This window comes from Elusimicrobiota bacterium (assembly GCA_041658405.1).
Lineage (GTDB): Bacteria > Elusimicrobiota > UBA5214 > JBBAAG01 > JBBAAG01 > JBBAAG01.
This window is the reverse complement of record JBBAAG010000023.1, coordinates 1-12,483: the sequence shown is the minus strand read 5'-3', so window position 1 is coordinate 12,483 and position 12,483 is coordinate 1. Positions and strand designations below refer to the sequence as shown.

The following is a 12,483-nucleotide window of genomic DNA, read 5'->3' as shown; positions in this document are numbered from 1 at the left end:
ATGGTTAAAAATTATATGAAAAACACAATTGCTATCCTAACATTGGTTGTAGTGTCAGTCAGCTGTAACTTTGTATCCGTTTCGTCAGCGGCGATACAAGGTGTTGCGGGGTCAATACAGGGCGATGCGGGACAAGGCGGGTATTTTAACCGTCTTGGCGGTAGCGTGAGGTCGCAAGGGATGAGTAACGCGTATTCTGCTGTCGGAGAAGACCCGTCGGCAATTTTTTATAATCCCGCGAGTCTTGCAATGCTAAACCGTAAAGAGTTTATTGGTGAATACGCAATATTGTTTGAAGAGGCTGGTTATAACACATTGTCATTCGGGTGGCCGGTCATCTGGTTAAAGCCATGGAACTGGGCGTTATCGTACTCAAATATTTCCTCTCCGTTAATAAGTGTATATGACAGCGGCGGTAATTTAACCGGAGAAAAAGTTGTTGCATCGGATACACTGCTTATGTTTGGCAATTCATTCACTATCTTTACAAGAGGGCCACAAACTACGCTTCCTTTCCTTTCTGTCGGAGTTAATGCCAAGATTTTTATGAAATCGTTTGATAAGATTAATACCAACGGGTTTGGTATCGACGCTGGAGTGTATTCTATGCCGTTGAACTGGTTAAGATTGGGGTATAGCGCAATAAATTTGGTGAAACCTTCATTAACATACAACGGCCGTTCTGATGTTTATCCTATGGGACAAAACATTGGTATTGTAATAGATTCTGGCTGGGTAATGATAACGATGGATACACAGATGTACGGTACAAGCACGCACTATAATTTTGGCGCGGAAATCAGATTATACAGCATTTCTTTACGCGGAGGATACGGTAGTGCGCTAGGGCCGTCATTTGGTGTAGGGTTGGGATTACCTGGCGGGTTGACTTTCGATTACGCAGCGTTGATGCATACGGATCTCGGGTGGAGCCATCGCATGGGAGCAAGTTGGAAGTTCGGCAAGGATAAAGAAGCGTTTGTTTTGCATGGTGAGGTTGTAAGTCTGTTGAATGCCGGTAAACAACTTGTATTGTCAGGTAAGCTGAAAGAAGCAACGAGTATGTTTAAACAGGTATTTAAGAAAGATGAAGAGAATGCTTCTGCGAAACAGTATCTTGAAGAAATTCAAAAGATACAAGAAGACGAAATCCCGCCAGTGATTGAAGGACAGAAAAAGTTATTTGTAAATACATTGAAAGGAAATGTTAATGTCGTTGCAACGGATGATATTGCTATAAAGCAGTTGGTGGTAAACGGTAAAACGTTGAATGCCACAGAATTAGTAACTAAACTATCATTACCGTATCCTGTGGCAATGACCGAAAAACAGCCAAAGACGACATTGAAGATAAAAGCGGTTGATGTCAAGAATCATATCGTCACTAAAGATATGGAAGTAAACGTAGATAAAGATCCGCCGTCTATCTTGATAGAAGAACCGGATAAGAAAACTGTAACAGTATCCGAGGAACGTATAAAACTTGTTTTTGCAATAGAAGATGCCGGCGGGGTGAGAGAGATTAAGATTAATAAAGTACCTTTGCCGGAAGTAAAAGATGTGGTTGAACGCGAACACAGTTTAGCGGTTGGGTTGAATAAGGTAGAAATTGAAGTTACGGATAATGCCGGGAATATAGCAAAGGAAACTCTTAACGTTACCCGTGAATACGTTAAAATCAGGATGGCGTTATTAAGCCTGGCAGGCAAAGCCGGTGTTTCCGCTCAGGAAGCTGAAATGATCAGCGATTCTGTGCGTGTAGGTATCTCCAGCACAAGACAGTTTAAACTCCTTGAACGTTCCGAGATGGATAAAGTATTGCAACAAGAAAAGTTCGAGGAAGCAATGGGTTGTTCTGATGAAAAATGCGCTGCAAAAGCAGGGCAGTTATTGAAAGTGGATAAAATGGGATTTGGGTACGTACATAAGATGGGCGAAATGTATATTATTACATTGCGTATAATCGACTCAAAGACTGGGGAAATTGATGCGTATGTAACAGACCGTACGACTAATAAGAGCGAATTGTTAGACCTCGGTGAGCGTGTAGGTAAGACATTAGTGGATAAATATTTAGGGAAGTAAAGGTAGAAAAATGACAAAAAAAAATGTGTTTTGTTTGAATGCACTGATTTCGGTGATTATAGGTATATGCATATTTAGTTCCGCATTACCGGTAGTCAACGCTGCGCAAGCAGTTCCACCGACGGCTGGTGGGGAACAATCGCTTGTAAACCCAACAGCAGAAGCCGGTCCTGCATTAGGGACTAAAGTACCCAATTTAATTTTAAAAGACGTTAATGAAACCTATGTTTTCCTTACGCGCCTATGTGGGGATAAGGTTAAAGAAGGTGACCCGAGATATGTTGTAGTGCTGGACTTTTGCGCGACCTGGTGCAAGCCGTGTATGAAAGAAATGCCGGTGTTACAAAAAATTTATGATGATTATAAAAGTAAAGGGATGAAGATGTTTTTGGTGAGTGTAGATACTTTAAGAAAACCTGAGGTCTTCAAGTTTTTTGAAGAAAAAGGTGTTTCTATCCCATTACTTTTTGACAGTGATAGAGGAACAGCGGATAAATGGGGCGTAGCGGAATTTCCTGCACTTTTTGTGATAGACCAGCTTGGGAAGTTGGTTTACAAGCATATAGGGTATAGTGAGACAGTTGATAAAGAAGTACGTGCTAAACTTGATAAGATAGTCAACCTTACGCCTGAGATGATTGCGGAACAAAAGAAAGCGGAAGAAGATGCTGCGGCAGCAAAAGCAGAAGCTACAAGTACTGCGGCAGTTGATGCTGCGGCAAAAGCTGCGGCTGAGGTTAAGGAACAAGCAAAAACGTTGAGTACCGAAGCGTTAAGGTTCTTCAGCGCGGGACAATATAAAGAAGCAATAGCAAAATGGGAAGAAGCTTTGAAGCTTGATCCCGAAAATAAATTCGCTGCTGCCGGTATTCGTAAAGCTAAAGCCAAACTTGAAGGCGGAGAGTAATTCCTCTACCTACCGTAAATTTCGTTCATCATACTGAGACAGTTGTTTAAACTGGCAAGTTCCTGGTCAGTAAACAGGGTGTAAAATTCTTCAACATATTTTGGATCTTTTACCATGCTACTGAAAAGTTTTTGTAGTTCATTCGACATATACCACGCGATCCTGCGTTGTTCAATCTTATAGACTAATGATGTGCGTTGTTTGTTGGTTAAGCCTGTGGCCGATGTTGAACTTGGTTTTGGTAAACTTGAAAGTATTTTTTTGAACTTTAATAGATTACTTTCCGGTGCGTCTGCACTCATTACCATGCTAAAACAAAAAGTTACGACTAACAATGCTCCTGCGATACGTTTCATGTTCTTTACTCCCCCTATGCTATGAATTCCTGTTTAATTAGCTGTTGTTATCATTGTATCAAACGGTTTGGCGGTATTTACAAAAAACTTGTCTGTCATACTGTATGACCCGCCGCTGGAAGAGCTCACACCGATATCAATACTATATAACTGCCCGTTTTTATTGATTTCCGTGGCGAATGAAAACTTACCGTTCGATTGCATCGGCGCATCGCCTAAAAAAGTGTTATTGCTCCATAAACCTATCTTTCCGCCTGATCTCACAAGTTTACCCGATACGGTAAGTTTAACTTTATCCGATGCGGTACCGGGTATTGTTTTTATTTCATTCAAGAAAACATCGATTTTAGCGAAATTCTGTGTGGACATCCACTGTCCGTTTGAAAAAAATACGCCAATACCTATAGCATTATATTCTGGACGAAGGATATTCTCACGATGTCCTGGGCTGTTCATCCAGGAAGTGTGTATCGCGCTTGAGGCCTGATCATCGGATTCTACTACCCCATAACCTGTTACATTGCCCCGGGGCATCATCGAAATATTTTCTCCAACATACGAAAAAGTTGCGCCGGTTTTTTTTATACGGTCACTAACGTCTTTATATTCTGCAACTGGTGAGTAATGAGAAAAATAGTTTAGGTCACACATTTCTTTGCTATGCTGCCGAGCGGATTGAGTTAGTAATGAATTATAGAATAATGGCGCAAGGCCGCGCGAAGTGCGTTCATAATTTACTTTATCCAAAATCATACGCTCAATTTCATCAACTCCGGAATAACCTGTGGTAGAAGCTGGAGCAGTAGGTTTTGTGTCTAACGTTTTATTTACAATAGTGGAAGCCTGAATTTTTTGGCCTGAATCTACAGGCTGTTTTTTTTGATCAGCAGTTTGCTGTCCCTTCTCAATATCAAAATCGGGTATTGTCGGAAGGATGCCGGTTTCGTTATAAGTTTTCCCCGAAGCTTGTTGTTTTTTTGAGGATTCAAATTCTGATTCTAATGGGCTAGAATCAGTCATTATTACTTCCGCAATGATTTTTTTATATTCATTTGAGCGTTGTTGCTTATAAGCGTCATCACGAGAACCTGCCGGTGCGGAAGTAGCAAGTAAGTCTTCAAATACAGCCATTGCGTCATCAAGTTCTTTCTCTAGCCGTTCTTCACGAAGCTTCTCAGAAGGTTGAGGCTGACCGTTGATGTATTTAACCATTTTTTCTGCGGAACGGTCATCCGGAGAGATAAATCGCACATGTTCAGGTTTTATCAATGGATACTTAACGTCATTAACTTTAATGGTACCCATGTATTTACCGATTACGACAAATGAGTTTTTATTGCCTAGTTTTGTGTAAAAATCTTTTAATTTGTAGAGGTCAACCACAGCGGAATACTTCTCCGGGACAAAAGTTTCTACGTTCTGGCTTTTTAGCAGGTATCCCAAATGCTGTTCCCTGTTTGAATCGTACTCCGGGGTAAACGTCACAGGGTCATTTGATGTGGAGGTAGGTTTTGTGCCTAAAAAAATTATTTGTTTGCCCGAATGATTTTTAGGGTTTAATACCAGTTCGGGTAATGGTACGAGTTCTGATTTCAATGCCAACTCTTTTTCTTTTTCTGTTAATGCCCAGCCGAGGTAAACCCCGGAAGCTGTGACTGTTGGTGTGGAAAAGATGTTTATGGTTATGCATAAGATAAACAGAGTAAATATTATTTTCATGATTAATTTGTCCCTTCTACAACATTTTAGTTTGAAAATATTTTTTAAAGCTTTATATATATAAACATATGTATACACCAAAAGCCATATGATTGTCAATTGTTAAATATATCACATATGTGTTAATACTCTTTCAAAATAGTCGTGCTTGTAGTAAAATCTAAAGTATAAGGTTTGGATTATTTATGGAAAACGTGAAAAAATATTTGATCAAAGAAGAATGGTTTGTCTTAGCATTTCTTGCTGTGCTAACTTTTGTTAAGGTTATATTTGCTGCAACGCTTAATCTGGTACCGGATGAAGCGTATTATTGGGTATGTTCGCAAAACACTGCATTAAGTTATTTTGACCATCCCCCGATTATTATGCAAGTCATAAGGTTAGGGACAGGTGTTTTGGGGACAACCGAACTTGGTGTACGCGCGGGATCTTTGGTCATATCTCTTCTAGTAACACTTATAGGGTATCTCACTGTTATGGAGTTCACAACAAAAAAAGTTGCGGGATTTACCGTTGTTGTACTACTTAACATCATTCCAATATTTTTTGTAGGGTCAATTCTTGCAACACCTGACTTGCCGTTGATGCTATTCTGGTCTTTAGGAATATACTTTTTAGTGAAACTAGTGAAAACAAGTGATGAAAAGTACTGGTACCTTTTAGCAGTCTTCATAGGATTTGGGTTATTGTCTAAGTATATGATAGTACTTATACTCGCAACACTTGGTGTTGTGGTAGTATTCTTCAAACCGTACAGAAAATTATTGGGATTAAAACAGCTGGTATTATTTACAGGGATTGTTGTTTTAATAGCTTCACCGGTAATCATATGGAATGCCACACATAATTGGGCGTCATTCGGGTTTCAGTTGAAACATGGTTTACAAACATATGAGAGCAAACCGTTAGAAAACCTGATACTATTCTTTGGCGGGCAACTTTTTATTGCAAGCCCGGTACTATGGACATTATTTTTGGGTACAGTGTTATGGTATTTTTATAAAGCGGTGAAGTACCGTAACCCGTTATTAATAATTCTATCGTTACCTTTTATTACAGGCATTGTTTTCTTTGCGTACACAAGTACGCGTGCAAGAGTTGAGCCTAACTGGCCGGTAACATCATACTTTATGGCATGTATACTCTTAGCTTTATGGTATACTGAAAATAAAGGGAAATGGTATGTAAAAACTATTGTCCTAACGGGTGTGGTATTCAGTGTTTTCCAAACATGTATAATATTTTATCCGCGTTTTAGCGGTGTGTACAGTAAAAAAATAGAGAATGAAGTGTACCGGCATGTCTATGGCTGGCAGGAATGGGCAACTACTATTGCAGTACTTGCTGAACGCGCATCACCGTCTAACAGTAGTGATATGTATATATTTACTCCGCAGTACCAGTTAGCATCTGAATTAAGGTTTTATCTTACAAAAACAGGGTCTGTTTATAAAAACAAAATTATTTGCAGGAATCTTAACTCACGGGTAAGTGGATTTGATTATTTTCAAAAAGAGCCTGTGTTTAAAACGGGTGATAACGCGTTGGGATTAGAGACTTCTGAAGGTGTCATTGGTAGCTATTTTGCAGAATCTGTTAATCTTGAACCAGTAGAAGTTAGATACCATAATACGATGATTAGGAAAACACATACGTTATTGTTAAAACAATTTAAGGGTGGTATATTCCCGTAATGAAACAAAATATTAAGGTTTTTGTTTTACCTGCTATAATAATTGTGTTTGTGTTGATAACAACTTTTTTCCCAGTATATCACCCGAAGGTTGAAGTGTTATCCCCACCGGATATGCGGTATGGATTAACTGAAAACGATATTTCTGCAATGTTTGGTGTTAAATATTCATTCGTGAGGTATATATTTGAACCGGTACTGGGCCCTGTAGAGTATGTTTCCCAATGGCGAAAAATTAATATACAGTTATTTACTTTATTTTTTTGGGTTTTGGCAGTATCTGTTGTAATTGGGATAATCAAAAGCAAGAAGAATTCTATATTTATTATTTGTATTACAGCACTATACTTTTTTGTATTTATAGCGTTTTGTGTCCTATTCCCGTCTAGTGCAAATAGAATTGTCATAAACTCGGCTAAACTTAAACTGGTTGATATTCATTCCCATACATTCCAATCGCATGATGGAATACGTAGTTTTGAATATAATAACCGCTGGCATAAGAATATGGGGTTTAATGAATGGTATATCACGGAGCATGAAGAAAATAACCATACAGGGAATATGGAACTTAATCTTGAAAGTAACCACTACCTTTTTCTGCAGATGGGGCAATTATCAGTTAAGGATGAAGAAAAGTTTTGGTTGTCAAACGTACCCGGAAAAATATCTATGGCACATGAACACGGCGGTACTGTGATAGTTGCAGAACAGTGGAATGATAAGAATGGTAAAAGCCCTGATATTCTTGCGGGATATGGTGTTGACGGATTCGAGATTGTCAACGGTGGATTTCCATATATTACAAAAGCTGAACAACAAGAGATAATTGATACCTGCCGGAAGTATAAACTAACATTATGGTCTTCCACAGATTGGCACGGATGGGGAAATAGTTATGCTTATGCTACAGCAGTAGATACACCAATACCTATAGGCACGAAATTTACTCGTGTTTTGCCATTATGTATCACGAGAAATGAAAGTTATTCATTCACAAGACTGTCACTTGAGCCGGCATCGTCGATATTCTACTACTTTTCTGGTTTAAATATTTCTCAGCGGATATCTTGGATTTTGTGGACACTGTTTTTTTCAGTAATATTTAACTTGCGGGTGATAAAAACCTGTAGAAAAAAGTTTTTTGTTATTTTCCTGAATATAACTCTTGTTGTATTTTTGTTATTCAACAGCACGGTATTTGCTCAAGCTTTTCTTACAGAAGAAATGGGCGGGAATAAAGTTATTCCGTTGGTATTCTTTATGGTAACAATATTAGCAGTTATTCTCGGAGTGTATACCCTTAGCTTAAACAAGCAAGAAAAAAGTAGTTACGGATTGAAGTAAGAATGAAAACAACGGCTGTTAGTATCAATCAAAAAGTACGCATTTTTTTTAACACTTATAAGATTAATGGGTGTAAAGTCCTGCTTAGTGTTTCCGGCGGGGCGGATTCTGTATGCATGCTTCACATTATAAAATCTCTGGCACAGGAGTACGGATTAACTCTTTATATAGCGCATTTTAATCATCAACTTCGTAAAACCGCTATGCGTGACCAGCAATTTGTGGTAAACCTTACATATAAATTAGGGTTAAGTAATTTATTCTCTACGAAGATTGACGTTAAGGGATACGCAAGAAAAAAAAAGTTGAGTATCGAAACCGCAGCACGTGAAATAAGGTATGAGCAACTCGTTAAGTACGCGTTCAGAAACGGGATACCTTATGTTTTCACAGCCCATACGATGGATGACAACGCTGAGACTGTTATATTCAACCTCATTCGCGGAACCGGCCTTCAAGGAATTGCGGGGATACCTCAAAAACGTATACTGTCAGACAAAGTTGAGGGTCAAAAGAAAGTGTTATTACTCCGCCCGATGCTTAAACTTCGCAGGAAAGAGATTTTAGAGTACCTTGAGGCAGGGAGATATCAATGGCGTGAAGATGAAACCAACACTGACGAAAAATATCAGCGCAATTTTATCCGGAGGAATATCTTACCGTTAATGGAAAAAGTTAATCCGGGAACTAAAGAGCATATCGCGCAGTTAACTGAAATAGTGAGTGAAGAACAAGAGTTTTGGCAAAATAAAGTCAGTTCCGCATTTCATAAGACAGTGAAAGTATATACAGGGAAATGTGCGATTGATATTTATTGGTTTAGGAAGTATAATAGTATTATTAAACATCGACTAATTGGCCAATTGTTACAATCCTTGAACCTTATAGGATTTAGTAACATCAAAAAGTTAGTGGAGTTTATTGAGTATGGCCGGGTTGGCGGATATATTGACATTGGTGGCGGATGGGTGTGTTACCGCAGTTACGGCAGTTGTTTGATCAAACAGAGGCAACGGAAAAAGGATGTTGCCGCTATTACGGAAATTAGACTTAAGTATCCGTGTGTTACCGTTGATAAACAGCGCGGGATAACAATATTTTCACAAGTTCGTAACGCGCGTACTGATGAACTGAACAGTGTAAAGAGGCAGGCGGGTTACAAAGCGGTAATGGATTATGATAAGTTGCGTGGCGTAACGCTGGTTGTTCGTGGTAGGCAACCGGGGGATTGGTTTTATCCTCTTGGAATGCATGGCCGGAAAAGCGTTAAAAAGTTTTTTACGGATATAAAGATTCCGGTATGGGAGAAAGGTAAATTAGTTTTATTGACAGGGAAAGGAAGCCATAGGGTTTACTGGGTAGCAGGTTATAGAATAGATGATAAGGTAAAGATTTCCGGAAAAACAAAGAAGGTTTTGGAACTGCGTATTGAAAAAAGTATATAAAAAATCATGGTGAAGGTGTTATAGTTAGGAGTACTAAAAAAATATGGAAAAAAAAGATAAACAACCTCAACGGCCGGCATGGTTAGGATGGGCACTCGGTTTTCTTTTCCTTTTCTGGATGACATACCTTTTTTCTCAAAAAGAAGATATGATGAAGGATGATGAATTATCATACAGCGAATTCCAGCAGCGTTTGCAGAAACAGACACAGGTTTCGGCAAGGTATACTAGCGGGATAGACAACCGGAATATCATTGAAAACATCATTATCAGAGAAGATCTGATTAAAGGTAAGTATGTTACTGATAAGGGAGAGAAACGCAATTTTCATATTACCCGGGTAGAAGACCCTGATCTCGTAAAAAATTTGGAAGCTGCTAAGGTGCAGTACCGCGGTGAAATTGAAAACAAGTGGTGGCAGTTGTTGATATACAACATCCTGCCATTTGGGATATTGATATTTATTTGGTGGTGGTTGTTGCTCCGTCCCGCGCAGTCCGGTGGAAAACAGGTATTTTCGTTTGGTCGCAGCCGTGCTAAGATGTATAACGATAAGAAAAAAAATATTACCTTCAAAGATGTTGCCGGGGTGGATGAGGCTAAGGAAGAATTACAGGAGATTATAGAGTTTTTGAAAGATCCTGCTAAGTTTCAAAAGCTTGGTGGTAAAATCCCCAAAGGTGTAATTCTATATGGTGCGCCGGGAACCGGAAAAACGTTATTAGCGAAAGCAGTTGCCGGGGAAGCAGGTGTACCGTTTTTTTCTTCCAGTGGATCAGAATTTGTTGAGATGTTCGTTGGGGTTGGCGCGTCGCGTGTGCGTGACCTTTTTGAAACGGGACGAAAGAATGCACCGTGTTTACTGTTTGTTGACGAAATTGATGCGGTTGGCCGGCATAGGTTTGCGGGTATCGGCGGTGGGCATGATGAACGTGAACAAACGCTAAATCAGTTACTTGTTGAGATGGACGGATTTGATACAAAAGAAGGAGTGATACTTATTGCTGCAACGAATAGGCCGGATGTATTGGATCCTGCGTTACTGCGGCCTGGGCGTTTTGACCGCCATATAGTTGTACCATCACCGGATCTAAAGGGGCGCGAGGAAATTTTAAGAGTACACGCGAGGACAGTTAAACTCGATGAAAAAACTAATCTATTGACTATCGCACGGCGTACACCTGGATTTGTTGGCGCTGACCTCGCAAATTTGGTTAATGAAGCGGCATTACTTGCTGCGAGAAAAAATAAAAAGGCTGTTGAAAATGGTGACATGGAAGAAGCGATTGACCGCGTAATCGCGGGTCCTGAACGCAAGTCGAGGATGATATCTGACCGTGAGAAAAACATTATTGCGTATCACGAATCAGGGCATGCATTACTGGCAAAACTGCTTCCCGGTGCAGATCCGGTGCATAAAGTATCAATTATCCCGCGCGGGCCTGCATTGGGGTATACTTTACAGTTACCTACAGAAGACAGGTATCTTACGACAAAGACGGAAATTATTAACCGTATCATAGTGTATCTGGGAGGGCATGTTGCTGAAAAAGTTGTGTTCTCAGAACTTACCACGGGGTCACAAAATGATCTTACTCACGCGACTGATATGGCTCATAAAATGGTGTGCGAATTCGGCATGAGCGACAAAATTGGCCCGTTGACTTACGGGAAAAAGGAAGGCGAAGTTTTTCTTGGGCGCGATATTGTTCAGCAAAGGGAGTATAGCGAAGATACCGCAAAACTTATTGATAAAGAAGTGAAGAGTATTGTTGAAGACTGTATGAATCAGGCAATAGATATGCTGATAAAGAACCGCGATAAACTTGATAAATTATCATCAGAACTTGTTGAACATGAAGTGCTTGACGGGGATGAGGTTAATAAAATCCTAGGTTTTCCTGTCGAAAATATATATGGAGAGGCTGAACCTCAGGTGGTTAAGCCTGAAGAAAAAGCAGAGGACACGGTAGTGAATGAAGTAAAGAAAGAAACCGTTGCGGCACAACAGGAATTGCCGATAGAAAGTACCGGGAAAAAAGATGAAAACAGTGAAAAAGGAAATTGACAAGAAACGGATTGAAGCTGCTATACGTGAACTCTTAATGGCTATAGGAGAAAATCCTAATCGTGAAGGGTTGAAGAATACTCCAAAGCGTGTCGCTAATTTTTATGAAGAATTTATGGCAGGGATGGTATCTGACCCGTCAGAAGTGTTAAAAGTGTATTACGAGGAAGAAGGATATGAAGAGATTGTGTTATTAAAAAACATACCGTTTTATTCGTTATGTGAACACCACCTCTTGCCGTTTTTTGGGAAAGCGCATGTCGCGTATATTCCCAAAAAAAGGAGGTTATTGGGAATCTCAAAAATTGTACGGCTTGTGGAACTTGTCTCACATAAATTACAGTTACAGGAACGCGTGACTAAGCATATTGCTGAAACCATTGAAAAAGTTGTGAAACCGCATGGAGTAATGGTTGTTATGGAAGCTGAACATTTTTGTTTCAGTATGAGAGGTATAAAAAAACCAGGGACGTCAGTAATGACTTCAGCGGTACGCGGGATTTTTTTGAAAGATGCTAAAGCACGGGCGGAAGCTTTACAACTCATAAATAAAACGCAGTCATAAGAAAAAGTTGTATTTCTTGAAATAGATTATAAGGAGATTTATGGAAAAAGTTCAGTTTAGAATAATAACTGTTTTATTGTTATCAATTACTGCTTTCATTACAGACCCATCGTATGCAGCGAAAAATGTTGTCTTAATGATTGGTGACGGTATGGGCCCTGCGTCGGTTGTAGTTGCTAAATATTATTCTGAATTAATTCTTGGTAGAGACTTGGGTATGCAAGTAATTATGGATATGGGTAATACAGGTTATATGGTTAATCTCTCGTCTTCCGGGTTAGTAACGGACTCCGCTGCT

10 protein-coding genes are annotated in these 12,483 nt (G+C 39.5%); 8 read left to right on the top strand and 2 right to left on the bottom strand.

The window, feature by feature from the left end; genetic code table 11:
• Both WC955_05890 and WC955_05885 read left to right on the top strand, forming a co-directional pair.
• Nucleotides 1-2,085 (top strand): hypothetical protein, encoded by a 2,085-nt coding sequence (locus WC955_05890; protein MFA5858579.1) that lies wholly within the window; start codon nt 1-3, stop codon nt 2,083-2,085.
• Nucleotides 2,086-2,095: 10 nt separating this feature from the next.
• Entirely contained in the window at nt 2,096-2,992 is an 897-nt protein-coding gene (locus WC955_05885) for a redoxin domain-containing protein (protein ID MFA5858578.1), read from the top strand.
• A gap of 5 nt (nt 2,993-2,997) precedes the next feature.
• On the opposite strand, the gene WC955_05880 is transcribed toward WC955_05885, so the two are convergent.
• Nucleotides 2,998-3,348 (bottom strand): hypothetical protein, encoded by a 351-nt coding sequence (locus WC955_05880; protein ID MFA5858577.1) that lies wholly within the window; start codon nt 3,346-3,348, stop codon nt 2,998-3,000.
• 33 nt (nt 3,349-3,381) lie between these two features.
• Nucleotides 3,382-5,067, bottom strand: coding sequence for a CAP domain-containing protein (locus WC955_05875; protein MFA5858576.1), 1,686 nt, complete (start codon nt 5,065-5,067; stop codon nt 3,382-3,384).
• A gap of 185 nt (nt 5,068-5,252) precedes the next feature.
• Between WC955_05875 and WC955_05870 the strand changes: the two genes are divergently transcribed.
• From WC955_05870 to WC955_05845, 6 genes are all read left to right on the top strand, one after another.
• The gene (locus WC955_05870; GenBank protein ID MFA5858575.1) at nt 5,253-6,761 is read left to right on the top strand and encodes a glycosyltransferase family 39 protein; all 1,509 of its coding nucleotides are present in this window, start codon (nt 5,253-5,255) and stop codon (nt 6,759-6,761) included.
• Entirely contained in the window at nt 6,761-8,107 is a 1,347-nt protein-coding gene (locus WC955_05865; GenBank protein MFA5858574.1) for a hypothetical protein, read from the top strand. Before WC955_05870 ends, WC955_05865 begins: the two co-directional genes overlap by 1 nt.
• Before the next feature lie 2 nt (nt 8,108-8,109).
• Complete coding sequence (gene tilS / locus WC955_05860; GenBank protein MFA5858573.1) at nt 8,110-9,552, top strand: tRNA lysidine(34) synthetase TilS; 1,443 nt, start codon at nt 8,110-8,112, stop codon at nt 9,550-9,552.
• A 43-nt stretch (nt 9,553-9,595) separates the two neighbouring features.
• Nucleotides 9,596-11,620: an ATP-dependent zinc metalloprotease FtsH gene (ftsH, locus tag WC955_05855; GenBank protein ID MFA5858572.1), complete on the top strand. Its 2,025-nt coding sequence runs from the start codon at nt 9,596-9,598 to the stop codon at nt 11,618-11,620.
• Nucleotides 11,595-12,185, top strand: a complete 591-nt coding sequence (gene folE / locus WC955_05850) for a GTP cyclohydrolase I FolE (GenBank protein MFA5858571.1) — start codon at nt 11,595-11,597, stop codon at nt 12,183-12,185. Before ftsH ends, folE begins: the two co-directional genes overlap by 26 nt.
• A gap of 40 nt (nt 12,186-12,225) precedes the next feature.
• Nucleotides 12,226-12,483, top strand: a 258-nt coding sequence (locus WC955_05845) for an alkaline phosphatase (GenBank protein MFA5858570.1), incomplete at its 3' end; no start/stop codon positions are given.

Bases quoted from the DNA above. Each gene is read 5' to 3' on its own strand.
- WC955_05890 (MFA5858579.1), top strand. From the start codon at position 1: ATGGTTAAAAATTATATGAAAAACACAATTGCTATCCTAACATTGGTT.
- WC955_05885 (MFA5858578.1), top strand. From the start codon at position 2,096: ATGACAAAAAAAAATGTGTTTTGTTTGAATGCACTGATTTCGGTGATT.
- WC955_05880 (MFA5858577.1), bottom strand. From the start codon at position 3,348: ATGAAACGTATCGCAGGAGCATTGTTAGTCGTAACTTTTTGTTTTAGC.
- WC955_05875 (MFA5858576.1), bottom strand. From the start codon at position 5,067: ATGAAAATAATATTTACTCTGTTTATCTTATGCATAACCATAAACATC.
- WC955_05870 (MFA5858575.1), top strand. From the start codon at position 5,253: ATGGAAAACGTGAAAAAATATTTGATCAAAGAAGAATGGTTTGTCTTA.
- WC955_05865 (MFA5858574.1), top strand. From the start codon at position 6,761: ATGAAACAAAATATTAAGGTTTTTGTTTTACCTGCTATAATAATTGTG.
- tilS (MFA5858573.1), top strand. From the start codon at position 8,110: ATGAAAACAACGGCTGTTAGTATCAATCAAAAAGTACGCATTTTTTTT.
- ftsH (MFA5858572.1), top strand. From the start codon at position 9,596: ATGGAAAAAAAAGATAAACAACCTCAACGGCCGGCATGGTTAGGATGG.
- folE (MFA5858571.1), top strand. From the start codon at position 11,595: ATGAAAACAGTGAAAAAGGAAATTGACAAGAAACGGATTGAAGCTGCT.